Source organism: Methylopila turkensis (assembly GCF_027922325.1).
In the GTDB taxonomy this organism is placed as follows: domain Bacteria; phylum Pseudomonadota; class Alphaproteobacteria; order Rhizobiales; family Methylopilaceae; genus Methylopila; species Methylopila turkensis.
Genome location: NZ_BSFL01000002.1, coordinates 798,232 through 823,206 on the forward strand (window position 1 = coordinate 798,232; position 24,975 = coordinate 823,206).

The following is a 24,975-nucleotide window of genomic DNA, read 5'->3' on the forward strand; positions in this document are numbered from 1 at the left end:
ACGCCCCGCCGGACATTGAACCATAATGCGCCGGGTCTCATTCTCGGTGCACGCCGCTAAGGACTGATCATATGACAATCCGCGTGTCCTCCGCCCCGCGTCGCGCCGCCAAGTCTGCAGCGCCGGCGCGCATCTGGCGCGCGGCCGCGCTCGGCGCCAGCCTGACGGCCCTGATGACGTCCGCGGCCCTTGCGCAATCCGCCCCCGTGGCCGCGACGGCCGAGACGCAGCAGGCCGCCGCGGATCCGGCGACGCCTGCCTCGACGGAACTCGCCACCGGCTCCGTCGACGCCGCGGCCCCGACCGAGAACGACAACGCGTCCGAGACCGAAGGCGCCGCGGCGGCTCCCGCGACGCCGGCTCCGGTCGACAGCGTGCACGCGACCGATCCGCTGCAGGCGGCCGTCGGCGCCCTGCTCGCGACCGACGGCGCCGGCGTCAGCCTCAAGCTCCCGCGCGCCGACCGGCAGGCGCTGGTCGCCTTCTATGCCGCCCGCAACGGCTCGCCGGCCTGGATCGCGGACGGCCGCTTCACCCCGGCCGCGGAAGCGGCGATCGCGCGCATCGCGCAGGCAGACGCGGACGGTCTGGAGGCGAAGCGCTTCAACCTCCCGGCGCAGCCATCCTCAACTGAGCCCGCCGTGCTCGCCCGCGCCGAGGTGGCGCTGACGGCGGCGGCGCTGTCCTACGCCCGCCAGGCCTGGGGCGGCCGCGTGAACCCGGCCGTCATCAGCCGCTCGATCGAAGTCGGCACCTCGCCGTTCGACGCCGGCGCCGCGCTGGTGTCGATCACGGCGTCGCAGGACGTCGCCGCGACGCTCGACGGCTTCAACCCGCCCCACCCCGAGTTCCAGGGCCTGCGCAAGCTGCTGGCGGGGGAGCGCGCGCGCCTCGACGAGCAGCGCCGCCATCCGCTCGTCGGCATGGGCAAGACGCTGCGCCCCGGCGCCGAGGACGATCGCGTGCCGAGCCTGCGGGCGCGGCTCGACCTGCCGGAAAAGGCGGGCGACCTCGTCTATGACGACGCGCTCGTCGCCGCCGTGCAGGCGTTCCAGAAGACCAACAAGCTCGGCGCGGACGGCGTCGTCGGCGCGCAGACCGTGCGCGCCCTCAATGCGGAAGCGCGGGTCGACCGCACGGCGCTGATCCTCGTCAACATGGAGCGCTGGCGCTGGATGCCGCGCGATCTCGGCGCGAAGCACGTCTTCGTCGACCTCGCCGACTTCCACCTGCACATCGTCGAGGACGGCCGCGAGACCTACGAGACCCGCGTGATCATCGGCAAGGCGTCCAACCAGACGCCGATGCTGTCGAGCGCGATCAACCTCGTGGTGGTGAACCCGTACTGGAACGTGCCGGTCTCGATCGCCATGAACGAGATGGCCGGCGGCTCGCTGCGCGGCTACGAGGTGGTCGACTCGCGCGGACGCGTGGTGCCGACCGGCGCCGTCGACTGGCAGGCGGTGCGCGCGGGCAAGATGCGCATCCGCCAAGAGCCGGGCGAGCGCAACGCGCTCGGCCACATCAAGTTCATGTTCCCCAACAACCACTCGGTCTATCTGCACGACACGCCGAGCCGGAAGCTGTTCGGCAACGACTTCCGCGCTCTGAGCCACGGCTGCGTCCGCGTGGACCGCCCGCTCGAATTCGCCGACGCCCTGACGGGCGCGCAGGGGCTCGACGGCGCGCGGCTGCAGAAGATGATCGGCGGCAAGGAGCGCGGCCTTCCGCTCTCCCAGACCATCCCGGTTCATCTGGCCTACTTCACCGCCGTCCCGGGTCCGGACGGCGCGCTGGAGACCCGGCGCGACCTCTACGAACAGGACGACCGTATCCGCGCGGCGCTGGCGGGCGAGCAGATTCCGGCCCTGCCGCCGGCGCAGACGATCGCTCGGGCGCCCCGCCCCGCCAAGCCGGCGAGCCGTCCGGCCCCCGAGCAGGCGCAGGTGGTCGAGCAGCGCGCGCCGCAGCAACAGGGCTTCGGCTCCTGGCTGTCGCGCGTGTTCGGCGATTCGCGCGCCAGGCCCTGAACAAGCTGGGCATATCAAGGGCGGCGACGCATTTTCGATCCGACGCAGGGCATTCCCGACTAGCTTTTCCGTGATTCTGCGGCTACGAGGTCACAGGGGAACGGTCGGGGGTCTACTTTCTACGGCGCTGGTCATAACGCATTAACCAGTCGCGTAGAGACTTCGGTCATCAATCACGGAGCCATCGCCCCCGCGATGGCTCCGTCGGTGATCTCAAGGTCAGGTCGGATCATTGCTCGAAGCGCACACGTCACGACGCACCTCCCTCAAGCGCATCGCGCGCGGGACGGGCGTCGCTCTTCTAGGGGTCTTTGCGCTGGTCGCGGGCTCCGAGAGCACGCAGAACGCCCAGGCGAACGGTGATACGCGTACGTTGACGCTGCACCACACGCATCGCGGCGACACGATCACCGTCACCTTCAAGCGCAACGGCCGCTACGACGCCGACGGCTTGAAGAAGCTCAGTCACTTCCTGCGGGACTGGCGCAACGACAAGTCCACCCGCATGGAGCCGAAGCTCTTCGACATCGTGTGGGAGGTCCACCGCGAAGTCGGCCGCGGGCAGATGATCAACATCGTCTCGTCCTACCGAAGCCCCGAGACCAACGCCATGCTGCGCGCCCGTTCGCGCGGCGTCGCCAAGTTCAGCCAGCACATGCTGGGCCGGGCGATGGATTTCTACATCACGGGCGTTCCCGTTTCGGCCGTGCGCGAGGCCGGCATGCGGCTGCAGCGCGGCGGCGTCGGCTTCTACCCGACGTCCGGCCGCCCCTTCGTCCATCTCGACGCCGGTTCGATCCGCGCCTGGCCGCGCATGTCGCGCACCCAGCTCGCGCGCCTGTTCCCCGGCGGCAAGACCGTGCACCAGCCCGCCGAGGGCGGCCAGATGCCCGGTTACCAGGTCGCTCTCGCCGAGCTGAAGTCACGCGGCGGCGTCTCGGTCGACGACGCCTATTCCGGTTCCTCCTCGTCCGGGTCGAGCGGGAAGAGCTTCTTCGCCCGCTTGTTCGGTTCGGACGAAGGGGACGAGACCGAGGTCGCCCCGACCGTGGTCGCTTCCGCAACATCCCGAGCCGCCGCGTCCCGCAGCCGCCCGGCGGCGCCCGCAGCGTCCGAGCCCGGCGAGACCGCCGCCCCGGCGGCGCCCGCCGCGCCGACCGTCGTCGCCGCGGCCCGTGTGCCGCTGCCGACGCCGCGTCCGAACGACATGCCGCGCGTCGTCGCGCCGGAGGCCCCGGTCGTGGTCGCGTCGATCCCGACGCCGCCGGCCGCGCCCGCCCGCGCCATGACGGTGGCGAGCGCTCAGCCGGCCGTCGCGCCGACCCCGCCGCAACCCGACATGGTCTGGCGCTCCGGCGCCCAGCCGGTCGGCCTTCGCGGCTCGCAGCCCGACGCCGCCGAGCCCGCCATGGCGCTCGCGGCCACGATCCCCGCGCCGCGGCCGCGGCCGGCCCAGACGGACAGCGCCGTCGCCGTGCTCGCCGCGATCCCGACCCCGGTCGCCGCCGACCGCTCCGCTCCGGCGGGCGCGCCGCGGCCGCGCGAGATCAACCCCGCCGCCGCGACCGCCTATCAGGCCGAGGCCGCCACTTTCCCGCGTCTGCCGGACGCGTTCCTGGCTCGCAAGCAGCCGGCCCAGCCCGAGATGACGTTGGCCTACGCCGCGCCCCAGACCAGCCAGATCCCGGTCGAAAACCGCAGCCGGCCGTCGGCGCCGCAGGCCCAGCATCGGATCGCCCCGAGCGTCGCCATGGACGGCGTGCGCGTGATCTCGCCGGACGCGACCCCGTCCGCGGTGTACGCCGCGGCCATCGCGCAGAAGAAGGCCTCGCTGCCGGCGGCGCCGATGGTCACCGCGCGCTTCGACGGCCCGGCGCTGCGCGCCATGACCGCGCCGGCCCGCGCCGTGCGCGCCGCCGACGACGGGACCCTCAAGCATCCGGACTCCTCCGGCCACGTGGAATTGCTGGCCTCGCCCAGCGCCGTGCTGGCGGGCGGCTTCGGGCATGATCCGAGCCACGGCGCGCAGATCGAGCGCTTCGCCGGGTCTTCGGTGACGTTCCTGCGGACCCTGTCCTTCGCGCCGGCGCCGACCAGCACCGCGGCCGCGGGCGCCGCTCAGCGCGGCTGAGCGATCCCCGCTATCCACAAAAAAGCCCCGGACCATGGTCCGGGGCTTTTTTGTCTGGCGCGCGCGCTCAAGGTCAGGCCGTCGGCATGCCCAGCGCCTGCAGATACAGGTCGAGGATCGCCTCCTGCTCGGCGCGCTCGTCGGCGTCCTGCTTGCGCAAGCTGATCACCTTGCGCAGCACCTTGACGTCGAAGCCGTTGCCCTTGGCCTCGGCGTAAACCTCCTTGATGTCGTCGGAGATGCCCTTCTTCTCCTCCTCGAGCCGCTCGATGCGCTCGACGAAAGCGGTCAGCTGATCCTTGGCGATATCGTCCGGATTGACCGTGCTCACATGCCTCTCCTCGAAATTTGGAGCGTCCGGTTCGCAGAAGCGGGAGCGGTCGTCAAGCCGGGGCGGGCGTCGTCAGTGCTTCGCCCGCGCCGCGAAGGCGGCCTGCTGGTCCGGCGTCGCCTCGCTCTGATGCTTCGCCTTCCAGTCCTCGTAGGGCATGCCGTAGACCGCCTCTCGCGACTGGTCCTTGGTCAGCGGCAGGCCGCGGGCGTCGGCGGCGTCCTTGAGCCAGTTCGAGAGGCAGTTGCGGCAGAAGTTCGCGAGATTCATCAGGTCGATGTTTTGGACGTCCGGCCGGTCGCGCAGGTGCTTCACCAGCCGGCGGAAGGCGGCCGCCTCCAGCTCGGTGGTCGTCGCGGGGTCCAGGCCTGCGAGATCGAGCGGCGGCAGGCGGCTCAGGTCGGTCGGGGCGGCGTCGCTCATGGCGTCCTCCGTTGAGTCTCGGTGCGCGTTCCGTAGTGGATAATGTCGTCGAGCTCTGGCCGCGCAAGGATCGGCGGCAGAATGCGGGCGAACCGCGCCGCCCACGCCTGCTGCTGGTCCGGCGTCGCAACGAGGTCCTGCCGAAGCTCGACCAACACATGCGGGAAGCCGCGGCGCGTGCCGTGGCTGTTCATGGTGTCGCCTGCGAGCGCCCCGTCATAGGGCTCGTTGTCTCCGACGACGAGATCGCCCTCGGCCTCAAGCGCCGCGAGCAGCGGCTTCGCCAGGCGGTCGTCCCTGTCCCAAAGCAGGCCCACGTGCCACGGCCGCGGATAGCCTTTCCAGGCCGGGGTGAAGCTGTGCATCGCGATCACGACCGGGGTTTGGCCCGCGTCGACCAGCGCGTCGAGCCGGCGTGCGATCGCCTCGTGATAAGGGCGGTGGTAGCGCTCCACGCGCCGGCGGATCTCGACCGCGTCGGCGCGGGCGTTGCCGGGCACCACGGCGCCGTCGGAAAGCCGCATCACGAGCGTCGGATCGTCTTCGCCGCGGTTCGGGTCGACGACCAGCCGCGAGGTGGTCGAGAGCACGGCCGGGACCTCGAGCATCTCCGCCAGCGCCAGCGTGACCCCGCGCATGCCGATGTCGTAGGCGATGTGCCGCTCGAACTCGGACGCCGGCAGGCCGAGATCGCCGAGCTCCGGCGGCACGCGGTTCGAAGCGTGGTCGCAGAGCAGCAGAAGACGCGCGTCAGGGCGGCCCTCGAAAATCTCGACGGGGGCGTATTCGCCTTTGGTCGCGGGCGGAAATGGGTCGCATGCCATGATCCGGAGGACTCTAGTGACGCTCGCCCGCCGATGCCATAGGAAGGTCGCCCCGACCGTCGCTGACGCGACGCGCCCGAACGCATCCGCCTGAACGCCTGGCCACGGACCCGACGCCCATGAACCCTGACGAGCGCCGTTCGCTTCTCCGCCGCACCTTCGACGCGGGCGTGGCCGCGGCGCATCCGGCGGTCTGCCTTCCGGCGCATCTGCCGTCGCCGCCGAAGGGGCGCGTCATCGTTCTGGCCGCCGGCAAGGGCGGCGGCGCCTGCGCCGAGATCGCCGAAAAGTTCTATCGCGAGACCTATGGGCTTGGGCCGGACCGCCTGCTCGGCCTCGCGGTGACGCGCCACGGCCACGCCCGGCCGACCGAATGGATCAAGGTGGTCGAGGCCGGCCACCCGGTGCCCGACGCCGCCGGCCTCCAGGGCGCCGCCGACACCATCGCGCTGGCGGAATCCGCCGGGCCCGACGATCTGGTGCTGGCGCTGATCACCGGCGGCGGCTCGGCCAACTGGGTCGCCCCGGCCGACGGGCTCGACCTCGCGGTCAAGCAGGCGACGACCAAGGCGCTGCTGCGCTCGGGCGCGCCGATCGACGCCATCAACACGGTCCGGAAGCACCTGTCGAAGATCAAGGGCGGCCGGCTCGCCCGCGCCGCGCACCCGGCGAAGGTGGTGACGCTCGCGATCTCGGACGTGCCGCGCGACGATCCGTCCGTGATCGCGTCCGGTCCGACCGTGCCGGACCCCTCGACGCTTGCCGACGCCGTCGCCGCGCTGGAGCGCTTCAAGGTGACGCCCCATCCGGACGTCGCCAAGGCGCTGGCGGATCCCGCCAACGAAAGCCCGAAGCCGGACGACGCGGCGTTCGAGGACGCCGCCTTCGTAGTGGTGTCGCGTCCCGCGGATGCGCTGGCGGCCGTGGTGAAGACGCTCGAGGACGCCGGCGTCGAGGTGCGCGTCGTCGGCGCCGACCTCGAGGGCGAGGCGCGCGAGGTCGCGGCAGAGCACGCCGCCATCGTGCGCGGGCTGACCGGGCTGACGAAGCCGGTGGCGCTGGTCTCCGGCGGCGAACTCACCGTCACCATCCGGGGCCAGAACGGCCGCGGCGGCCCGAACCAGGAATACGCGCTCGCGCTCGTGGAGCACCTCCGGAACGTTCCGGACTGGGCCGCGCTCGCCGGCGACACCGACGGCGCGGACGGCGGCGGCGGCTCACCGGAGGACCCGGCCGGCGCCGTCGTCGACGCCGGAACGATCGAGCGCGCCCGCGCCAAAGGCCTCGATCCCGCCTACTTCCTCGCAGAGAACGACAGCACGGGGTTCTTCGAAGCGACGGGCGATGGGCTGCACACCGGACCGACCTGCACCAACGTCAACGATCTGCGCATCGTGCTCGTTGACATGCCAGGCTGACCGCCGCAAAAAGCGGTCCGACGCGTCCGCCGCGAGCGCATCCGCAGCATGACGATTCGTATGTCCGCACCCGGGCGTCTCGCACGCCTCCTCAGCATCTGCGCTCTCGTCGTGGCCGGCTTCACGGTGTGCGCCGGCGCGAAGGCAGACTTCCGGCTCTGCAACAAGACCAACAGCCGCATCGGCGTATCGATCGGCTACAAGGAAAAGGACACGTGGTCGACCGAGGGCTGGTGGAACGTCGCCGCCAACTCCTGTGAGACCATCCTCCGCGGAGCCCTGTCCTCGCGGTTCTATTACGTCTACGCGATCGACTACGACCGCGGCGGCGAGTGGAACGGCAAGGCCTACATGTGCACCCGCGACAAGGAATTTACGATCCGGGGCATCGAAGACTGCCTGGCGCGCGGCTACGACCGCTCGGGCTTCTTCGAGATCGACACCGGCGAGCAAGGGAGCTGGACGGTGCAGTTGACCGAACCCACCGCGAAGGCGGCGCAGCAATCGCATGCGCCGTCCGTACCGGGCGAAGGCCCCGCGGCGGCGAACGCGGGCGTCGCGCCGGGCGCGAGCGTCCAATGAGGCGGCTGCGTCGCGTCAAGATTCTCGCCACGCTCGGCCCGTCCTCGTCGACGCCCGAGATGGTCGAGAAGCTGTATCGTGCGGGCGCGGACGTGTTCCGCATCAACATGAGCCACACCAGCCATGACCGCATGCGCGAGCTCGTGCAGACGATCCGCGACGTCGAGGACGAGGTCGCGCGCCCGATCGGCATCCTGATCGACCTGCAGGGCCCCAAGCTGCGCGTCGGCCGCTTCGCCGACGGCGCGGCCATGCTGAAGACCGGCCAGACCTTCACGCTCGACAGCGACGAGACGCCGGGCGACGAGACGCGTGTGCATCTACCCCACCCGGAGATCCTCGAGGCTCTGGAGCCCGGCCACTCGCTGCTGCTCGACGACGGCAAGATCCGTCTCGTGGCGCGCAGCTGCACGCCCCGGGCGACCGTCGCCGAGGTGGTGGTCGGCGGCAGGCTGTCGGACCGCAAGGGCGTCAGCCTGCCCGACACGCTGATCAAGACCTCGGCCATGACGCCGAAGGACCACGCCGACCTCGAGGCGGCGCTCGCGACCAACAGCGTCGACTGGATCGCGCTCTCCTTCGTGCAGCGGCCGGAGGACATCACCGAGGCCAAGGACATCATCAAGGGCCAGGCCGGGGTGATGACTAAGATCGAGAAGCCGCAGGCGATGACGCGGCTCACCGAGATCGTCGATCTGTCGGATTCCGTGATGGTCGCCCGCGGCGACCTGGGCGTCGAGATGCCGCTTGAGAAGGTGCCAGGCCTTCAGAAGCAGATGACCCGCGCCTGCCGCAGGGCCGGCAAGCCGGTGATCATCGCGACGCAGATGCTGGAGTCGATGATCGCGCAGCCGACCCCGACCCGCGCCGAGGTGTCGGACGTCGCGACCGCGGTGTTCGAAGGCGCCGACGCGATCATGCTTTCGGCGGAGAGCGCCGCCGGCGCCTATCCGGTCGAGGCGGTGGCGATGATGAACTCCATCGCCATGAACGTCGAAAGCGATCCCTACTACCGCTCGATCATCGACGCGCAGCACGCCGAGCCGGAAGCGACCGGCGCCGACGCGATCTCCGCCGCCGCGCGCCAGATCGCCGAGACGCTCGACCTTGCGGCGATCATCTGCTGGACCGCCTACGGCACCACGGCGCGCCGCGCCGCGCGCGAGCGGCCGAAGCAGCCCATCATCGCGCTGACGCCGAGCCTCGAGACCAGCCGGCGGCTGGCGCTGGCGTGGGGCGTGCATTCCGTGCTCACCCACGATGCCCACGACCTCGACGACATCGTCGACCGCGCCTGTGACATCGCGAAGGACCAGGGCATCGCCGACCACGGCGACCGGGTCATCATCTCGGCCGGCGTGCCGCTCCGGGTGCCCGGCGCGACCAACATGCTGCGCATCGCCTATGTGGACGGCGACCACGTCAAGCGCGACTGACGATCAGGCCTCGCCGCCCCGTTCCGGGAGCGGCGAGGCCTGACGCCTGCGAAGACCCGACGCTTCGCTCTCCGCCGGCCGCCTTCAGGACGCCAGGTCGCGCATCACCGAGATCAGGTCCGCCTTGCCTTCGAAGCCGATGCCCGGAAGCTCCGGCATCGTGACATGGCCGTTCTCGACCCGCACGCTGTCGGGAAAGCCGCCATAGGGCTGGAACAGGTCGGGATAGCTCTCGTTGCCGCCGAGGCCGAGGCCGGCTGCGATGTTGAGCGACATCTGGTGGCCGCCGTGCGGGATGCAGCGGTCCCAGCCCCAACCCGCAACCCTTAGCGCCTCCAGCGTTCGCGTGTACTCACACAGTCCGTAGCTGAGCGCGCAGTCGAACTGCAGCCAGTCCCGGTCCGGCCGCATGCCGCCGTAGCGCAGCAGGTTGCGCGCGTCCTGATGGCTGAACAGGTTTTCGCCCGTCGCCATCGGGCCGGGATAGAACTCCGCAAGCGCCGACTGCAGCGCGAAGTCAAGCGGATCGCCGGCCTCCTCGTACCAGAACAGCGGATAATCGCGGAGCGCCTTGGCGTAGGCGATGGCGGTCTCAAGGTCGAACCGGCCGTTGGCGTCGACCGCAAGCTGCGCTTGGCTGCCGATCTCGGCCAGCACCGCCTCGATGCGGCGGCGATCATCAGTCAGCGGCGCGCCGCCGATCTTCATCTTCACGACGTTGTAGCCGCGGTCGAGGTAGGAGCGCATCTCCGCGCGCAGCGCGTCGTCGTCCTTGCCGGGATAGTAGTAGCCGCCCGCGGCGTAGACGAAGACGCGTGGATTCGCCTCGCGGCCGTGTCGCTCCGCCAGCAGGCGGAACAGCGGCTTCTCCGCGATCTTCGCGACCGCGTCCCAGATGGCCATGTCGAGCGTGCCGACCGCGACTGAGCGCTCGCCATGCCCGCCCGGCTTCTCGTTCGCCATCATCGCGGCCCAAGCCTTGTCCGGGTCGATGTTGTCGCCGGCCTCGTTGAGCAGCGACTTCGGATCGGCCTCGAGCAGCCGCGGCGCGAAGCGCTCGCGGATGAGCCCGCCCTGCCCGTAGCGGCCATTCGAGTTGAAGCCGTAGCCGACGACCGGCCTGCCGTCCCGCACCACGTCGGTGACCACCGCGACCAGGCTCGTGGTCATCTTCGTGAAGTCGATATAGGCGTTGCGGATGGGCGAGGAAATCGGCTGGGTGATCTCGCGGACGTCGACGATGCGCATGGCGTTCTCCATTTCGTTGAGACGCGTTTCGCATAGCCCGCCGCTCGAACTCCAATGCCGATGCACGTCGGACCGATGCCGGATGCGCATGATCCCGCCGGCTGCTAAGCCAAGCTGAGGGTCATGCGCTCGCCGCCGCGGGGCATGACGGCGTGGAGAGGCGACCCATGGAGCTCGTCTGGCTCGAAGACTTCCTGGCGCTGGCGGAGGCGCGCAACTTCTCGCGGGCGGCGGACGCGCGGAACGTGACGCAGCCCGCGTTCAGCCGGCGGATCAAGGCCTTCGAGAACTGGATCGGCGCCGAGCTGTTCGAACGCGGCCCGCGCGGCGTCGAGCTCACCCGCGCCGGCGCCCATGTGCTCGCCCACGCCGGCGAGATCGTGCGGCGCATCCACGACGTGCGCCGCGAGGCGCGGGCGATCTCGGGGCGCGAGGCGCACGCCGTGCGCTTCTGCTGCACCCATGCGCTCAGCTTCACCTTCTTTCCCGGCTGGGTGCGCCGCTGCGCGCCGGGCCTCGGCGCGATCCGGCTGATCTCCGACAACATGGCCGCCTGCGAGCAGGTGATGCGGCGCGGCGACGCCGAATTCCTGCTCTGCCATCACGATCCTGAATTGCCGGAGCTGTTCGAGGCGAACCGGTTTCCGAGCGTCGTGGTCGGGTACGATCGCGTCATGCCGGTGAGCGCGGCCGGTCCGGACGGCGCGCCGCGCTGGCGCTTTCCCGCGCCGGACGGCGCGCGGGTGCGGCTGCTGTCCTACGCCGAACAGTCCGGCATCGGCCGCATCGTCGCGGCGCGCTGGATCGCCCGCGACGCCGACGTCGCCTTCACAAGCCATCTCGGCGCGACGCTGATGTCCCTCGCCTGCGCCGGAGAGGGCGTGGCCTGGCTGCCGCTCGCGCTGTCGGAAGAGGCGCTGAAGGACGGCCGGCTCGCCTTCGCGGGCGACGACAGCCTCGGGATCGACGTCGAGATCCGCCTGTTCCGCGGCGCAGGCCGCCTCGGGCCAGCGGCCGAAGCCTTCTGGGACGCGCTGCGGGAGTAATGCGGGCGACGCCAGCTCAGAACATGCCGTTCGGGTTGGCCGAGGTCTCGGGCAGAACCTGAAGCACGTCCCAGTGCTCTACGATCCTCCCCGCGCCGTCGAGCCGGAAGATGTCGATCGCCGCATAGTCGTGGTCGCCGGGCCAGTGCTGGAGGCAATGCAGCACGACCAGATCGCCCTCGGCGATCGCGCGCTTCACCTCGACGCGCTTGCCCGGCCATTCGCGCGCCATACGCTCGAAATAGGCGATGAACCCGTCCTTTCCGGTCGCGACATGAGGGTTGTGCTGGATGTAGTCGTCGCCGGCGTGGCGCTCGATCGCCTCGCGCGGCCGGCAGTCGTTGAACATCAGCTCGTAGAAGGCGATCACGGTCGCCTTGTTGCGCTCAAGCTCGGCCATGCGGCTCTCCGGACATGCGAGGCGGAACGACCTCTCGTAGGCGGAGCCGCGGCAGGCGTCGACAGCGCCCGGCGGCGATGCCGATCCGGCATGACGCGACGCCGTGACGGCATTGGACCCCCTCGCCCCGCCGGGCGGATCATCCCGGCCAAGCAACAAGGACGCGGGCCCGAGACGGCCACGCGCGCCTCCGGGAGACCCGATCCATGCGTCAATACTCGATCGCCAGCATTCCCGCCGACGGCATCGGCCCGGAAGTGATCGCGGCCGGCGAGACGGTGCTGAAGAGCCTCGAAAAGCGCCTCGGCGACGTGACGTTCACCTTCAAGACCTTCGACTGGGGCTCGGACTACTACAAGAAGCACGGCGTGATGATGCCCGCCGACGGGCTTGCGACGCTGAAGAAGTTCGACGCGATCTATTTCGGCGCCGTCGGCGCGCCTGACGTCCCGGACCACATCACGCTCTGGGGCCTGCGCCTGCCGATCTGCCAGGGTTTCGACCAGTACGCCAACGTCCGCCCGACCAAGATCCTGCCGGGCGTCACGCCGCCGTTGCGCAACTGCGGCCCCGGCGACCTCGATTGGGTGATCGTGCGCGAGAATTCGGAAGGCGAGTACGCCGGCGCCGGCGGGCGGGTGCATCGCGGCCTGCCGGAGGAAGTCGGCACCGAGGTCTCCATCTTCACGCGCGTCGGCGTCACCCGCGTCATGCGCTACGCCTTTCGCCTCGCCCAGTCGCGGCCGCGCAAGCTGCTCACCGTGGTCACCAAGTCCAACGCCCAGCGCCACGGCATGGTGATGTGGGACGAGATTGCCGCCGAGGTCGCTGAGGAATTTCCGGACGTGACCTGGGACAAGGTGCTGGTCGACGCGATGACGGTGCGCATGACGCTGAAGCCGCAGTCGCTCGACACCATCGTCGCCACCAACCTGCACGCCGACGTGCTCTCCGACCTCGCCGGCGCGCTGGCGGGCTCGCTCGGCGTCGCGCCGACCGCGAACATCGACCCCGAGCGCCGCTTCCCCTCGATGTTCGAGCCGATCCACGGGTCGGCCTTCGACATCACCGGCAAGGGAATCGCGAACCCGGTCGCGAGCTTCTGGACCGCGGCCCAGATGCTCGACCACCTCGGCGAGCACGAAGCCTCGGCGCGCCTGATGCGGGCGGTCGAAACGGTGACCGGCGCCGGCGTCCTGACGCCGGACCTCGGCGGGACCGCCAACACCAGGGAGGTCACCGACGCCGTCGTCGACGCGATCCACTCGTCGAACGTCTGACGCGCGACCGGCGGTCGTCATGCCCGCGTCTTCGCGGGTATCCACGACTTCGGCGTCGAGCTTCATGATCTCAGAAAGTCGTGGATACCCGGCTCCGCCGGGCATGACGGGCGGTTCGGCACGAACCGCCGACTGACGGACAAACAAGAAGCACGGCGGCGCCCTCCCGGGTCGACCGACCGTCGAACAGGAGGAAATGACATGCGCCTGATCGCCGCCTTCGCTGCGCTTTGCCTGACCGCTGGCTCCGCGCCGGCCCAGGACGACTACCCGGCCCGCGCCGTCACCGTGATCGTGCCCTATGCGGCCGGCGGCCCGACGGACGCCATCGCCCGCATGACCGCCGAGGGCATGGGCCGGGCGCTCGGCAAGCAGTTCGTGGTCGAGAACGTCACGGGCGCGGGCGGCACGCTCGCCTCGACGCGCGTCGCGCGCTCCGACCCCGACGGCTACACGCTGATCGTCCACCACATCGGCATCTCGACCGCGCCCGCGCTCTACCGGAAGCTCCCGTTCGACACCAAGACCGCGTTCGCGCCGATTGGCCTGATCTCGGACGCGCCCTCGACCGTGATCACGCGGACCGACTTTCCCGCGAACACGCTCGAGGAGCTGGTCGCCAAGATCAAATCCGAGGGCGACAAGCTGACCTACGCCCATGCCGGGCTCGGGGCGTCGTCGCATCTCTGCGGCGTGCTGTTCCAGTCCGCCATCGGCGCGCGGATGACGGCGGTCGCCTACAAGGGCAATGCGCCGATCCTCACCGACCTGATGGGCAAGCAGATCGACATGACCTGCGACCAGGCGACCAACACCACCGGTCCGATCACCGAGGGCAAGGTCAAGGCCTTCGCGGTGACGGCCCCGAAGCGCGTGACGCAGTTGCCGAACGTGCCGACCGCCGCGGAGGGCGGGCTGAAGGGGTTTGAAATGTCGACCTGGCACGGCGTCTACGCGCCGGCCGGAACGCCGGACGCGATCGTAGCCAAGCTCGCCGGCGCGCTCCAGACGACGCTCGCGGACCCCGCGCTCCAGGAGAAATTCGCCAAGATCGCGACGACGGCGGCGACCAAGGAGCAGGCGACGCCGGAGGCGCTGAAGGCGCGGCTGATCTCCGAGATCGACCGTTGGGATCCGGTCATCAAGGCGGCGGGCCAGTTCGCCGATTGACGGCGCCGCGCGCGCCATGGTCCGGCTTGACCGGACCATCCGCCTTCCGCCTAAAGCTTCACGCCGACGATGGGTCCTCCGGTCGCGCCGGAGGACGACGGCGTTGGTTCCGGCGCTCCGCGCGCTGATCGTTCGCGCTTGCGCATGGAGCGCGGACCGCCTCGCGCTCATCACTGAAAGAGAGACATCATGCCCGACACCAACCGCGTCTACACCATCGCCAACATTCCCGGCGACGGCATCGGCAAGGAGACCGTTCCGGAAGGCGTCCGGGTGCTCGAGGCGGCGGCGAAGAAGTTCGGCTTCGAGATCCGGGGAACCGATTACGACTACGCCTCCGCCGACTACTGGCAACGCCACGGCCGGATGATGCCGGAGAACTGGAAGGAGGACATCGCGCCGAAGGACGCGATCTTCTTCGGCGCCGTCGGCTGGCCCGCCGTCGTTCCGGACCACGAATCCCTCTGGGGCTCGCTGATCCAGTTCCGGCGCGAGTTCGACCAGTACGCCTCCGTCCGCCCCGCGCGGCTGATGCCGGGCGTGAAGTGCCCGCTCGCCGGCCGCGAGGTCGGCGACATCGACTTCTACGTCGTGCGCGAGAACACCGAAGGCGAGTATTCGGCGATCGGCGGCCGCATGTTCCCCGGCACCGAGCGCGAGGCGGTGATCCAGGAGACGGTCTTCACGCGCCACGGCACGGACCGGATCATGAAATACGCCTTCGAGCTCGCCCGCACGAGGCCGCGGAAGAAGGTGACCTCGGCGACCAAGTCCAACGGCATCGCGATCACGATGCCCTACTGGGACGAGCGCTTCGAGGAGATGCGGAAGCAGTATCCCGACATCGAGACCGACAAGTACCACATCGACATTCTGACCGCGTTCTTCGTGCTCAGGCCGGAGAAGTTCGACGTGGTGGTGGCCTCGAACCTGTTCGGCGACATCCTGTCCGACCTCGGGCCCGCCTGCACCGGCACGATCGGCATCGCGCCGTCCGGCAACATCAATCCGGAGCGGAAGCACCCCTCGCTGTTCGAGCCGGTGCACGGCTCGGCCCCCGACATCGCCGGTCAGGGGATCGCGAACCCGATCGGGCAGATCTGGTCGGCGGCGATGATGCTCGACCATCTCGGCGAGAAGGACGCCGGCGCGGCGATCGTCAAGGCGATCGAGACCGTGCTCGCTGACGAGCGGCTGCGCACCCGCGACCTCGGTGGCACGGCCGACACCGTCACTTGCGGCAAGGCGGTCGCCGACGCGCTCGGCTGACGCCGCGACGGCCGCGCGCGTCCCGCCGCCATGATGGGCGGGGCGCGTCGGCACGGCGATGTCAGACGGCGGAATGGAAGCGGGGAAGGCGCGGAACGCCGGGCCACCGAATGCTCTGTAGTTTCAGAATGCCGGTCGCCCGGCGTTCCACGCGCGACGGTTTCGCATCGGACGAAAAGCGGCTCTCCGGCGTCGAAGGCGGTCTGAGCCCAAGGGCTTTGTGACCGTCTCCGGCCTTAAGGCGCCTCTGCATAGGCGCGGCCCCGTCATAGTGCAGGGCGGGTCGCTCACGTTCGGCGCGAACCTCCGTCCGAGGGTTTTGAACCTCCCCCAGACCGGCGTCGCGCGCCGCGCGTTCCGTCCGACGTCCCGAGAACCCGGCCTCCGGTAAAGCCGAACCCGCAGGCGCCGCCCCTGTCCCCGCATGGCCGGCCGGTCCGGACACGCCTCCCGTGACGGGGAAGGGTCTTGGAACCCTGCGCGCGGATAGCGGGAATGTCAAGGAATATATTCCATGACAGGGACGCACCTCCGACCCGCTTCGCTCAGCCCCATGGCCACCCGCAGCCGTCATGCCCGCCTTCGCGGGCATCCACGACTTTCTTTCCACGTCCCGCCCAGCCCGAAGTCGTGGATACCCGACTTCGCCGGGCATGACGTCGAGGGTGGAGCGGTGACGAAACGACGGGCGCCGTTGCCTGCGGGCGGCGCGCCTGATCTTGTCGCGCCATGACGAACGCGCCGCAGATTCCCGTCTTCGACGGCCACAACGACACCCTGCTCCGGCTGAATCAGCGCGGCGACGCCGATCGGGGCGTGCGCGCCTTTCTCGAGGGCGGGTTCGGCGGGCATGTCGATCTGGCCAAGGCGCGCTCGGGCGGGCTGGTCGGCGGGCTGTTCGCGATCTTCACGCCCTCGCGCGACCTCGGCGTCGACTACATCGAGCTGATGCGCTCGGCGCGCTACGACGTGCCGTTGCCGGAGAAGCTGCCGCTCGGCGAGGCGCAGGCGGCCGTCCTCGCCATGACCTCGATCCTGCTCAGGATCGAGCGCGCCTCGAACGGCGCCGTCGCGATCTGCCGCAGCGCCGCCGAGATCCACGCCGCGATGGAGCGGAACGCGCTCGCCGCCGTGCTGCACATCGAGGGCGCCGAGGCGATCGGCCCCGATCTCGACGCGCTGCACGTGCTGCACGCCGCCGGCCTCCGGTCGCTCGGGCCGGTGTGGAGCCGTCCCACCATCTTCGGACATGGCGCGCCGTTCCGCTTCCCGTCCTCGCCCGACACCGGACCGGGCCTGACCGAGGCCGGGCGAAGGCTGGTCCGGGAATGCGACGCGCTCCGGATCGTCGTCGACCTCAGCCATCTCAACGAAGCCGGCTTCTGGGACGTGGCGGAGCTGTCGACGCGGCCGCTGGTCGCGACGCACTCCAACGCCCACGCCCTGACCCCGCACGCGCGCAACCTGACCGACCGACAGCTCGACGCCATCCGCGACTCAGGCGGCCTCGTCGGGCTCAACTTCGCCACCTGCTTCCTGCGCGAGGACGGCCGCATGACCGCCGACACCCCGATTGATGCGATGACGCGCCACCTCGACCACCTGATCGGCCGGCTCGGGGTCGACCATGTGGGCTTCGGTTCGGATTTCGACGGCGCGATCGTGCCGGGTCGGCTCGGCGACGCCGCCGGCCTGCCGCGCCTGATCGCGCATCTCCGCGCGCACGGCTACGACGACGCCACGCTCGAGAAGATCGCGTGGCGCAACTGGCTCGCGGTGCTGGAGCGGATCTGGGGAGCGTGAGGGCTCAGCCCGGCCGGCGCGCCCAGGGCCTCGTGCCGGCGGGGATCTCGACCTGCTGCGAGGCGCCGGTCGGCTGGTAGTAGAACGGCACGTCCGGCCACTTGCCGGCGGCGAGCTGGGCGCGGGTCGGGCCGTTGACCACCTCGAAAGAGTCGAAGCCGCAGCGGCGCATCAGCGGCATCTGGTCGATCAGCACGTCGCCCGCGGCCCTGAGCTCGCCCTTGTAGCCGTAGCGCTGGCGCAGCAGCCGCGCCGACGACATGCTGCGGCCGTCGGCGTATTTCGGGAAGGTCAGCACCACCAGCGACACCCGGTCGAGATGGGGCGCGAGCTCCTCGATCGCCTCGCCCGGCTCCACCACCACGCCGATCGGCGCGTTGCGGGCGGCGAGCGCGTCGCGCTCCGCGAGGAAGCGGACCAGCGGCAGCAGGGCGGGACCTTCGGACACGGCCTCGCCCTCGCCCGCGCGCGTCCATTCGTCGGCCTCGAAGCGGCCGTTGCGCCAGAGCGGCAGGTTGGCGTCAGCCGTTTCGGTCATCGAATCCTCGTCGTCCCGGACGGCGCGCACGGCCGCGGCGGGATGATCGTGAGCATAGGGCGCGCGGGTCTCCATACGACCCTCCCGCCCTGTTTCGCCACGGTCGCTATGCCGCAGCGCCTGTCCGGCGGTCAAATCCCGCTCCCGTCGCTCTCGGTCACGATCATGCCGGGCAGGTGGATGCCGCACTCGGTCTTCGCCTGGCCGCGCCAGCGGCCCGCGCGCGGGTCCTCGCCCGGCTTGACCCGCGTGGTGCAGGGCGCGCAGCCGACCGACGGATAGCCGAACTTGACCAGCGGATGCGCCGGCAGGTCGTGGGCGATCCGGTAGGCCTCGACGTCCTTCGACGTCCAGCTCGCGAGCGGGTTGACCTTGATGCGCGGCCCGTCCGCCTCGAACACCGGCAGCTCGGCGCGGAACGCGTTCTGGAACCGCTTGCGGCCGGAGATCCAGGCCGGCACGTCGCCGAGCGCCGCTGCGAGCGGCTCGACCTTGCGGATGCGGCAGCACAGGTCCGGGTTCGACTGCCAGAGGAAAGCCTCCGGGTCGTGCCGGGCGAGGCGCTCCGGCTTCGGGCCGAAGCTGCGCACGTCGGTCAGCCCGAGCCGCTCCACCAGTTCGTCGCGGTACCGCAGCGTCTCCTCGAACAGCTGGCCGGTGTCGACGAAGATCACCGGAGTCGAGCGCTCGACCTGGGCCACGAGATGCAGCAGCACGGACGAGTCCGCGCCGAAGCTCGACACCAGCGCGATGCGGTTGCGGAACAGCTCCTCGACCGCGACGCCGATCAGCCCGGCCGCGTCCCGGTCGCGGTAGCGCGCGTCGAGATGGGCCGCGAGCGAGGTCGCGCGCTCCGCCGCGCGCGCGGCGGAGACCGCGGCGAGCGGAAAGTTAGGCTGCTCCATAGAGCGCTTCCTTGAAGGGCTGCTGGCCGAGCCGGCGGACCGCGGAGAGGAAGGTCTCGTCCGGGCCCTGGCGCAGCTTCAGGTAGGTGTCGACCACCGTCTCGACCGCGTCGACGACCTGGTCGCCGGTGAAGCCGGGCCCGACGAGCGCGCCGACCGAGGCGGTCTCGTCGCCGGAGCCGCCGAGGGTGATCTGGTAGACCTCCTCGCCGCGGCGATCGACGCCGAGCAGGCCGATATGGCCGACATGGTGGTGGCCGCAGGCGTTGATGCAGCCGGAGATCTTGATTTTGAGCTCGCCGATGTCCTTCTGCCGCTCAGGCGCGCCGAAGCGGTTGGAGAGGTCCTGAGCGATGTTGATCGAGCGGGCGTTGGCGAGCGCGCAGTAGTCGAGGCCCGGGCAGGCGATGATGTCGGTGACGAGGCCGGCGTTGCCGGTCGCGAGCCCGTGCTCCGCGAGCTTGGCGTAGAGCGCGGGAACGTCGTCGAGCGCCACGTGGGGCAGCACGAGGTTCTGCTCGTGGCTGACGCGGATCTCGGACTGGGAATAGGCGTCGGCGAGGTCGGCCACGACCTCCATCTGCACGTCGGTGGCGTCGCCGGGAATGCCGCCGATCGGCTTCAGCGACACCGTCACGACGCCGTAGCCCGGCGCCTTGTGCGGCGTGACGTTGTTCTCGGCGAAGGCCGCGAAGGCGGCGCTGTCGGCCTTGGCGGCCTCGAAGGCGCCCGAGCGGGCGGGCTTCGGCGCGAGATCGGGCGCGGCGAAGTAAGCCGTGATGCGCTGGATCTCCTCGTCGGGCAGACGCAGCAGCTCGGTTTTCTTCACCTCGACGAACTCGGCCTCGATCTGGCGGGTGATCTCCTCCGCGCCGGTCTCGTGGACGAGGATCTTGATGCGCGCCTTGTACTTGTTGTCGCGCCGCCCGTGCAGGTTGTAGACCCGCATGATCGCCTCGACGTAGGCGAGCAGGTCCTCCTCCGGCAGATAGTCGCGCACCTTATGGGCGATCATGGGCGTGCGGCCCTGCCCGCCGCCGACGTAGACCGCGAAACCGATCCCGCCGTCCGGCCCGCGCTTCAGCTCGAGCCCGATGTCGTGCACCTGGATCGCGGCGCGATCCTTCGGCGCGCCGGTCACCGCGATCTTGAACTTGCGCGGCAGGTAGCTGAACTCGGGATGGATCGACGACCACTGCCGGAGAATCTCGGCGTAGGGCCGCGGATCGGCGATCTCGTCGGCCGCGGCGCCGGCGAAATGGTCGGTCGTCACGTTGCGGATGCAGTTGCCGCTGGTCTGCAGCGCGTGCATCTCGACCGAGGCGAGGTCGTCGAGGATCGCCGGGATGTCCTTCAGCGCCGGCCAGTTGAACTGCAGGTTCTGGCGGGTGGTGAAGTGGCCGTAACCGCGGTCGTATGTGCGGCCGATGTGGCCGAGCATCCTGAGCTGGCGCGACGACAGCGTGCCGTAGGGCACGGCGATCCGCAGCATGTAGGCGTGCAGCTGCAGGTAGACGCCGTTCATCAGCCGGAGCGGCTTGAACTGGTCCTCCGTAAGCTCGCCCGACAGCCGGCGTTCGACCTGGTCGCGGAACTGCGCGACGCGGGACGTGACGAAGCCGTGGTCGAATTCGTCATAGCGGTACATGGGAAAACTCCTCAGGCGCCGGTGGGGCGCAGCAGATCGGCGCGCACGGTCGGGCCGGCGGCGCGGATGACCTCGCGCAGGCGGAGCGGCGCAAGGCCCTCCGGCCCGCGGGCGACGTCGATCGGATAGGATTCGACCACCACGCGCGCGGCCTCAGCGGCCTTGCCGGCGGCGACGGCTGCGGCGAGCGCCTCCGGCGTCTCGATGATGGCGGCCTCGCCCAGCCGCTCGGTCCAGCCGTCGCGGGCGTCGAGATAGACCACGACGCCGTCGTCGAGACGATTGGCGGTAACGACTTGCGTGGCGGCCTTGGTCTTGGCCGCCGACTTCTGGATCGGCGCGGACATGTGGGGTCTGGACCTTCAGGCGGCGGCGCTTGGCGCGGCCGCCGCCTCAGCGAAAGGGATTGCGGATGACAGATCGGCGGAAGAGAGCGCGCGTCCGATCAGGATGAGCACCGGACCGCTCAGATCCGGCCGGTCGGCGAGCGCCGACAGATCGTCGAGCCGCCCCGCGAGCACCCGCTCGTCGGACCGGGCGGCGTTCTCGACGGCGACCACCGGCGTGTCGGCGGCGAGCCCGGCCTCCGACAGGCGCGCGGCGACCTCCCCCGCCACCGAGCGCCCCATATAGACGGCGACCGTGGCGCCGTTCAGCGCGTGGGCCGCCCAGTCCGGCAGGGTGCGGCCGTCGAGGTCGTGGCCGGTCGCGAACACCAGGCTCGACGCCACGCCGCGGAGCGTCAGCGGAACCTGCGCCGAGGCGGCCGCCGCGAAGGCCGCGGTCACGCCCGGAACGATCTCGAACGGCACGCCTGCGGCGCGCAGCGCGTCCATCTCTTCGCCTGCGCGGCCGAACACCAGCGGATCGCCGCTCTTGAGCCGCACCACCCGCCGGCCGGCCTTGGCCTCATGCACGAGCAGCGCGTCGATCTCGCCCTGCGTCGCCTCGTGATGGCCCTTGCGCTTGCCGACGGAGACGCGCTCGGCGTCGCGACGGCCCATGGCGACCACCTCGGACGGCACCAGCGCGTCATGGACGATGACGTCGGCCTCCTGAAGCACGCGTTGGGCGCGCAGCGTCAGCAGGTCGACGGAGCCCGGACCGGCGCCGACGATCCAGACGAATCCGCCGAGATCCGGCTCGGCCGCGAGCTCGCGCAGCGCAAGCGCTCGAGCCCCCGGCAGATCACCGGCGAGCGCGCGCTCCGCCACCGGCCCTTCGAACAGCCGGGCCCAGAACCGACGCCGTGCTTCGCCTGCGGGAAGCATGCCGGCCACCGCGCCGCGCAGGCCTTCCGCCAGACGAGCGAGACCGCCGATCTCGGGCGCCAGCATCGCCTCGACCCGGGCGCGAACATGGCGCGCGAGCACGGGGGCCGCGCCCTCGGTGCCGATCGCCACCGCAAGCGGCGCACGATTGACGATCGCGGGCGTGGTGAAGTCGCAGAGCTCCGGGCGGTCGACCACGTTCACGGGCACGCGCGCCGCGCGCGCGGCGTCGGCGATGGCGCGGTCTGCGTCCTCATCCTCGGTCGCGGCGAAAGCGAGCGCCGCGCCCTCGAGATGGCCGGGCGCGAACGGCTCTTCCCGAAGCTCCGCGCCGACGCGCAGCGCGTCGTCTCGTAGCTCGTGCGTGGCGTCCTCGGACACCACCACGATCCGCGCGTCGGTCTCGGCCAGCAGACGCACCTTCGCCGCCGCCGCCGGGCCGGAGCCGACGACGAGAATCACGCGTCCGGAGACGCGGTGAAAGGCCGGAAACGATGTGAGACGGGCCATGGGCGCAGCTTTCGTTGTCGCGACAATGATATTGCACAGACAGAATTGCAAGAGCGGGAATTTATACGTTATTAAATCGTTGAATATAGCCCTCGCGGCTGAGGCGAAGCACGCCGAGCGTGCCAAACCGGGACCCGGAGGTCTGTAAAAGGCTGGAAATCCCAATGTTATCGATATCCCAGTCTAGCTGAGCTCTTGTTTTTGTCCCGGAAGTTTTGACTCTGGGATAGCTGTAAATCCAAGTTGGGGTGTTGATCCCCAGCTGAGGGCCTACACTCTACCTCGGTGATATTCTAACGAGGCTTCATGCCCTCATTTGGCAAGGCTGGAAGCAAAACCGCTCCGACGATGTCGGACGTCGCACGTCTCGCCGGCGTGTCCGCAATGACCGTTTCGCGCGCTTTGCGGCATGACGGAGCCGTTTCGCAAAAGACCCGCGACAAGGTTCTCGCGGTGGTCGACGAGCTCGGCTACGTGCCGGATCAGGCGGCGGGCGCTCTGTCGTCGGGCCGTTCCGGGCTCGTGGGCATGATCGCGCCCGCGCTGGTCAATCCGATCTTCGGCATGGTCGCCCGCGGCCTGAACGACACGCTCACGCCTCTCGGGCTGCAGCTCTTCATCGGCTTTTCGGATTACGGCGCGGAGCGGGAGGAGCACATGCTTGAGTCCATGCTGCGCCGGCGCCCCGAGGCCATCGCGATCGCGAGCGACTCGCGCAGCGAGCGGGCAGCCCGCATGTTATTGAACGCTGGGGTCCCGGTGGTGGAGTTCCTTCACCGACCGGCGACGCCGATCCGGCACGTGGTGGCGGTCGACCATGTCGCGGTCGGCCGCGCCGTGGCGCGCCACTTCGCCGAGACCGGCCGGAAGCGTCTCGCCGCCATCGTCGGACGCGAGCGCCAGACCAGCAACACCACCGACCGAGCCGAGGGCCTGCGCGAAGGCGCCCGGCAGGCCGGTCTTGCGCCCGTGCGCCTGATAAGCGCCGGCGGCCCGCTTGCGCTCGCCGAACAAGGAGTCCGCGCCGCAGCCGAGATCCTCGACAACCTGGCCGACATCGACGCCGTCCTGTGTCCGCACGACATCACGGCGATCGCCGTCATCGGCGAGCTCCGCCGGCGCGGAGCGCGGGTGCCGGACGATGTCGCGGTGTTCGGCTTCGGCGACCACGAGGTCGCGCGGCACACGCTGCCGGCGCTGACCACCATCGGCTTCAACGCCGGCCTCATGGGGGTCGAGATCGGAAAGCTGATGATCAACGCGTTCGAGGCGGCCCGCCTCGGCCGGGACGCCGCGCCGTTCAACCTGACGCTCGATTTCGAAGTCATCGTGCGCGACAGCGCCTGACGCGTCGTCGGTTGAGGCTTCGCGGCGACACAGCGACGGCGCGCGCGCCGCCGCTGTTGCCGTATGCCGCGCCGCACACTAAGACCGTGTCGGGGACGTCCGGTTTGCAAGCGCGCGCGCCATGGCGATGGCGCGCATGCTTTTTCGCGCAGGTGACTCCCATGTTCCGCATCGTCGCGCCCGTCCGTCCGGCGACCGCCAGGACGTCTCTCGCCGCCGTGCTCGGTCTCGCCCTGCTGGCGCCGGCCGGCGAAGGGCCGGCCTTCGCGCAGGGCGCTCCGGGGCCGCTGCCCGTCTCGGTCGCGAATCCGATCAAGCGCGAGGTCACCGACGTCGCGGAGTTCACCGGCCGATTCGAAGCGTCGGAGCTGGTCGAGGTGCGGGCGCAGGTCAGCGGCCAGCTGATCAACGTGGCGTTCATCGACGGTTCGGCGGTCAAGAAGGGCGACCTGCTCTTCAAGATCGATCCCCGCCCCTATGAGGCGGCCCTGACGCAGGCGGAATCCGCCGTCATCACGGCCAAGACGCGCATCGAACTGACGAAATCCGACGTCGACCGCGCCAAGGACCTGCTGCGGACAGGCAACATCAGCGATCAGGTCGCTCAGCAGCGCAACCAGGCCTATGGCGAGGCGCTGGCCAGCCTGAAGTCGGCCGAGGCGCAGGTCCAGACCGCGAAGCTGAACCTCGAATGGACCGACGTCCGCGCCCCCATCGACGGCCGGATCGGCCGAAAGCTGATCACCGAGGGCAACCTGATCGCCGCGGGCGCCGGCTCGGCCGCGCTGACGACCATCGTCAAAACCCAGCCGATCTACTTTTACTTCGACGTCGATGAGCAGAGCTATCTCCGCTACATGACCTATGTCCGCGACGGCAAGATCAAGGCGGAGGACGGCGGCGCGCCGGTGGAGATCGCGCTGCCGAACTCGACCGAGTTCTCGATCAAGGGCCGGATCGACTTCGCTGACAACCAGCTCGACCAGCAGACCGGCACGCTGCGGCTGCGCGCGTCCGTACCGAACAAGACCGGCTTCCTTACCTCCGGCGTGTTCGGGCGCGTCCGCGTGCAGTCGAGCCCGACCTACGAAGCCCTGCTGGTGCCGGACGAGGCGATCCTGTCCGACCAGACCCGCAAGATCGTCATGACGGTCGGCCCCGAGGACAAGGTCGTCCCCAAGGTTGTCGAGCCCGGCCAGCTCAACGGCGGGCTGCGCGTGATCCGCAGCGGCCTGACCGCCGAGGACCGAGTGATCGTGAACGGGTTGATGCGCGCGCGTCCCGGCGCGCAGGTGAAACCGCAGACGGTGGACCCCACAAAGCCCGCCGGCCAGCAGGGCGCGGCCGCGCAGCCCGCGAAGTAAG

General features: G+C 70.2%; 22 protein-coding genes. 12 read left to right on the forward strand and 10 right to left on the reverse strand.

Annotated features, from left to right (window positions below):
• Positions 1-71 precede the first annotated feature (71 nt).
• Together PKE78_RS10495 and PKE78_RS10500 are read left to right on the forward strand one after the other, a co-directional pair.
• Positions 72-2,030, forward strand: a complete 1,959-nt coding sequence (locus PKE78_RS10495; RefSeq protein WP_271200818.1) for a L,D-transpeptidase family protein — start codon at positions 72-74, stop codon at positions 2,028-2,030.
• A gap of 232 nt (positions 2,031-2,262) precedes the next feature.
• Positions 2,263-4,161 carry a peptidoglycan L,D-endopeptidase MepK gene (locus tag PKE78_RS10500; RefSeq protein ID WP_428981252.1) on the forward strand — a complete coding sequence of 633 codons (1,899 nt, stop codon included), beginning with the start codon at positions 2,263-2,265 and terminating at the stop codon, positions 4,159-4,161.
• A 73-nt stretch (positions 4,162-4,234) separates the two neighbouring features.
• On the opposite strand, the gene PKE78_RS10505 is transcribed toward PKE78_RS10500, so the two are convergent.
• The 3 genes from PKE78_RS10505 to PKE78_RS10515 all read right to left on the reverse strand — a co-directional run bounded on the left by PKE78_RS10505 (position 4,235) and on the right by PKE78_RS10515 (position 5,739).
• The gene (locus PKE78_RS10505) at positions 4,235-4,492 is read right to left on the reverse strand and encodes a DUF2312 domain-containing protein (protein ID WP_271200819.1); all 258 of its coding nucleotides are present in this window, start codon (positions 4,490-4,492) and stop codon (positions 4,235-4,237) included.
• 72 nt (positions 4,493-4,564) lie between these two features.
• Positions 4,565-4,915 (reverse strand): DUF1244 domain-containing protein, encoded by a 351-nt coding sequence (locus tag PKE78_RS10510; protein WP_271200820.1) that lies wholly within the window; start codon positions 4,913-4,915, stop codon positions 4,565-4,567.
• Positions 4,912-5,739: an N-formylglutamate amidohydrolase gene (locus tag PKE78_RS10515; protein ID WP_271200821.1), complete on the reverse strand. Its 828-nt coding sequence runs from the start codon at positions 5,737-5,739 to the stop codon at positions 4,912-4,914. Before PKE78_RS10515 ends, PKE78_RS10510 begins: the two co-directional genes overlap by 4 nt.
• 119 nt (positions 5,740-5,858) lie before the next feature.
• Between PKE78_RS10515 and PKE78_RS10520 the strand changes: the two genes are divergently transcribed.
• Genes PKE78_RS10520 through pyk form a run of 3 tightly spaced genes read left to right on the forward strand, consistent with a single transcriptional unit; the run spans position 5,859 to position 9,175 of the window.
• Positions 5,859-7,157, forward strand: a complete 1,299-nt coding sequence (locus tag PKE78_RS10520) for a glycerate kinase type-2 family protein (RefSeq protein WP_271200822.1) — start codon at positions 5,859-5,861, stop codon at positions 7,155-7,157.
• Positions 7,158-7,217: 60 nt separating this feature from the next.
• A complete protein-coding gene (locus PKE78_RS10525; protein WP_271200823.1) occupies positions 7,218-7,739 on the forward strand; it encodes a DUF1036 domain-containing protein in 522 nt (173 codons plus the stop codon).
• Complete coding sequence (gene pyk / locus PKE78_RS10530; RefSeq protein WP_271200824.1) at positions 7,736-9,175, forward strand: pyruvate kinase; 1,440 nt, start codon at positions 7,736-7,738, stop codon at positions 9,173-9,175. The genes PKE78_RS10525 and pyk overlap by 4 nt, the downstream gene beginning before the upstream one ends.
• Before the next feature lie 84 nt (positions 9,176-9,259).
• On the opposite strand, the gene PKE78_RS10535 is transcribed toward pyk, so the two are convergent.
• On the reverse strand, positions 9,260-10,435 hold the full coding sequence (locus PKE78_RS10535; protein WP_271200825.1) for a mandelate racemase/muconate lactonizing enzyme family protein: 1,176 nt from the start codon (positions 10,433-10,435) through the stop codon (positions 9,260-9,262).
• 155 nt (positions 10,436-10,590) lie between these two features.
• On the opposite strand from PKE78_RS10535, the gene PKE78_RS10540 reads away from it, so the two are divergent.
• Positions 10,591-11,469, forward strand: a complete 879-nt coding sequence (locus PKE78_RS10540) for a LysR family transcriptional regulator (RefSeq protein WP_271200826.1) — start codon at positions 10,591-10,593, stop codon at positions 11,467-11,469.
• Between the two features lie 16 nt (positions 11,470-11,485).
• On the opposite strand, the gene PKE78_RS10545 is transcribed toward PKE78_RS10540, so the two are convergent.
• Positions 11,486-11,869 carry a nuclear transport factor 2 family protein gene (locus tag PKE78_RS10545; RefSeq protein WP_271200827.1) on the reverse strand — a complete coding sequence of 128 codons (384 nt, stop codon included), beginning with the start codon at positions 11,867-11,869 and terminating at the stop codon, positions 11,486-11,488.
• A 206-nt stretch (positions 11,870-12,075) separates the two neighbouring features.
• Between PKE78_RS10545 and PKE78_RS10550 the strand changes: the two genes are divergently transcribed.
• The 4 genes from PKE78_RS10550 to PKE78_RS10565 all read left to right on the forward strand — a co-directional run bounded on the left by PKE78_RS10550 (position 12,076) and on the right by PKE78_RS10565 (position 17,391).
• Positions 12,076-13,149, forward strand: coding sequence for a tartrate dehydrogenase (locus PKE78_RS10550; protein WP_271200828.1), 1,074 nt, complete (start codon positions 12,076-12,078; stop codon positions 13,147-13,149).
• 201 nt (positions 13,150-13,350) lie between these two features.
• Positions 13,351-14,319 carry a tripartite tricarboxylate transporter substrate-binding protein gene (locus tag PKE78_RS10555; RefSeq protein WP_271200829.1) on the forward strand — a complete coding sequence of 323 codons (969 nt, stop codon included), beginning with the start codon at positions 13,351-13,353 and terminating at the stop codon, positions 14,317-14,319.
• A 189-nt stretch (positions 14,320-14,508) separates the two neighbouring features.
• On the forward strand, positions 14,509-15,588 hold the full coding sequence (locus PKE78_RS10560; RefSeq protein WP_271200830.1) for a tartrate dehydrogenase: 1,080 nt from the start codon (positions 14,509-14,511) through the stop codon (positions 15,586-15,588).
• A 729-nt stretch (positions 15,589-16,317) separates the two neighbouring features.
• Complete coding sequence (locus PKE78_RS10565) at positions 16,318-17,391, forward strand: dipeptidase (protein ID WP_271200831.1); 1,074 nt, start codon at positions 16,318-16,320, stop codon at positions 17,389-17,391.
• A 4-nt stretch (positions 17,392-17,395) separates the two neighbouring features.
• Here PKE78_RS10565 and PKE78_RS10570 read toward each other — a convergent pair whose 3' ends face one another.
• The 5 genes from PKE78_RS10570 to cysG all read right to left on the reverse strand — a co-directional run bounded on the left by PKE78_RS10570 (position 17,396) and on the right by cysG (position 22,263).
• Complete coding sequence (locus tag PKE78_RS10570; protein ID WP_271200832.1) at positions 17,396-17,929, reverse strand: DUF934 domain-containing protein; 534 nt, start codon at positions 17,927-17,929, stop codon at positions 17,396-17,398.
• Positions 17,930-18,060: 131 nt separating this feature from the next.
• A complete protein-coding gene (locus PKE78_RS10575) occupies positions 18,061-18,834 on the reverse strand; it encodes a phosphoadenylyl-sulfate reductase (RefSeq protein WP_271200833.1) in 774 nt (257 codons plus the stop codon).
• Positions 18,821-20,482 carry a nitrite/sulfite reductase gene (locus PKE78_RS10580; RefSeq protein ID WP_271200834.1) on the reverse strand — a complete coding sequence of 554 codons (1,662 nt, stop codon included), beginning with the start codon at positions 20,480-20,482 and terminating at the stop codon, positions 18,821-18,823. The genes PKE78_RS10575 and PKE78_RS10580 overlap by 14 nt, the downstream gene beginning before the upstream one ends.
• A gap of 11 nt (positions 20,483-20,493) precedes the next feature.
• Positions 20,494-20,829, reverse strand: a complete 336-nt coding sequence (locus PKE78_RS10585) for a DUF2849 domain-containing protein (RefSeq protein WP_271200835.1) — start codon at positions 20,827-20,829, stop codon at positions 20,494-20,496.
• Between the two features lie 15 nt (positions 20,830-20,844).
• Positions 20,845-22,263, reverse strand: a complete 1,419-nt coding sequence (gene cysG, locus PKE78_RS10590; protein WP_271200836.1) for a siroheme synthase CysG — start codon at positions 22,261-22,263, stop codon at positions 20,845-20,847.
• A 348-nt stretch (positions 22,264-22,611) separates the two neighbouring features.
• Here cysG and PKE78_RS10595 point away from each other — a divergent pair, with 348 nt between their 5' ends.
• Together PKE78_RS10595 and PKE78_RS10600 are read left to right on the forward strand one after the other, a co-directional pair.
• On the forward strand, positions 22,612-23,610 hold the full coding sequence (locus PKE78_RS10595; protein WP_271200837.1) for a LacI family DNA-binding transcriptional regulator: 999 nt from the start codon (positions 22,612-22,614) through the stop codon (positions 23,608-23,610).
• 161 nt (positions 23,611-23,771) lie between these two features.
• Positions 23,772-24,974, forward strand: a complete 1,203-nt coding sequence (locus PKE78_RS10600; protein ID WP_271200838.1) for an efflux RND transporter periplasmic adaptor subunit — start codon at positions 23,772-23,774, stop codon at positions 24,972-24,974.
• Position 24,975 lies beyond the last annotated feature (1 nt).

What these genes read in the sequence shown, in the direction of transcription:
- PKE78_RS10600 (WP_271200838.1), top strand. Translation starts at nt 23,772, where the DNA reads ATGTTCCGCATCGTCGCGCCCGTCCGTCCGGCGACCGCCAGGACGTCT.
- PKE78_RS10495 (WP_271200818.1), top strand. Translation starts at nt 72, where the DNA reads ATGACAATCCGCGTGTCCTCCGCCCCGCGTCGCGCCGCCAAGTCTGCA.
- pyk (WP_271200824.1), top strand. Translation starts at nt 7,736, where the DNA reads ATGAGGCGGCTGCGTCGCGTCAAGATTCTCGCCACGCTCGGCCCGTCC.
- PKE78_RS10525 (WP_271200823.1), top strand. Translation starts at nt 7,218, where the DNA reads ATGTCCGCACCCGGGCGTCTCGCACGCCTCCTCAGCATCTGCGCTCTC.
- cysG (WP_271200836.1), bottom strand. Translation starts at nt 22,263, where the DNA reads ATGGCCCGTCTCACATCGTTTCCGGCCTTTCACCGCGTCTCCGGACGC.
- PKE78_RS10570 (WP_271200832.1), bottom strand. Translation starts at nt 17,929, where the DNA reads ATGACCGAAACGGCTGACGCCAACCTGCCGCTCTGGCGCAACGGCCGC.
- PKE78_RS10575 (WP_271200833.1), bottom strand. Translation starts at nt 18,834, where the DNA reads ATGGAGCAGCCTAACTTTCCGCTCGCCGCGGTCTCCGCCGCGCGCGCG.
- PKE78_RS10585 (WP_271200835.1), bottom strand. Translation starts at nt 20,829, where the DNA reads ATGTCCGCGCCGATCCAGAAGTCGGCGGCCAAGACCAAGGCCGCCACG.
- PKE78_RS10535 (WP_271200825.1), bottom strand. Translation starts at nt 10,435, where the DNA reads ATGGAGAACGCCATGCGCATCGTCGACGTCCGCGAGATCACCCAGCCG.
- PKE78_RS10555 (WP_271200829.1), top strand. Translation starts at nt 13,351, where the DNA reads ATGCGCCTGATCGCCGCCTTCGCTGCGCTTTGCCTGACCGCTGGCTCC.
- PKE78_RS10510 (WP_271200820.1), bottom strand. Translation starts at nt 4,915, where the DNA reads ATGAGCGACGCCGCCCCGACCGACCTGAGCCGCCTGCCGCCGCTCGAT.
- PKE78_RS10550 (WP_271200828.1), top strand. Translation starts at nt 12,076, where the DNA reads ATGCGTCAATACTCGATCGCCAGCATTCCCGCCGACGGCATCGGCCCG.
- PKE78_RS10540 (WP_271200826.1), top strand. Translation starts at nt 10,591, where the DNA reads ATGGAGCTCGTCTGGCTCGAAGACTTCCTGGCGCTGGCGGAGGCGCGC.
- PKE78_RS10560 (WP_271200830.1), top strand. Translation starts at nt 14,509, where the DNA reads ATGCCCGACACCAACCGCGTCTACACCATCGCCAACATTCCCGGCGAC.
- PKE78_RS10520 (WP_271200822.1), top strand. Translation starts at nt 5,859, where the DNA reads ATGAACCCTGACGAGCGCCGTTCGCTTCTCCGCCGCACCTTCGACGCG.
- PKE78_RS10515 (WP_271200821.1), bottom strand. Translation starts at nt 5,739, where the DNA reads ATGGCATGCGACCCATTTCCGCCCGCGACCAAAGGCGAATACGCCCCC.
- PKE78_RS10545 (WP_271200827.1), bottom strand. Translation starts at nt 11,869, where the DNA reads ATGGCCGAGCTTGAGCGCAACAAGGCGACCGTGATCGCCTTCTACGAG.
- PKE78_RS10595 (WP_271200837.1), top strand. Translation starts at nt 22,612, where the DNA reads ATGTCGGACGTCGCACGTCTCGCCGGCGTGTCCGCAATGACCGTTTCG.
- PKE78_RS10580 (WP_271200834.1), bottom strand. Translation starts at nt 20,482, where the DNA reads ATGTACCGCTATGACGAATTCGACCACGGCTTCGTCACGTCCCGCGTC.
- PKE78_RS10565 (WP_271200831.1), top strand. Translation starts at nt 16,318, where the DNA reads ATGACGAACGCGCCGCAGATTCCCGTCTTCGACGGCCACAACGACACC.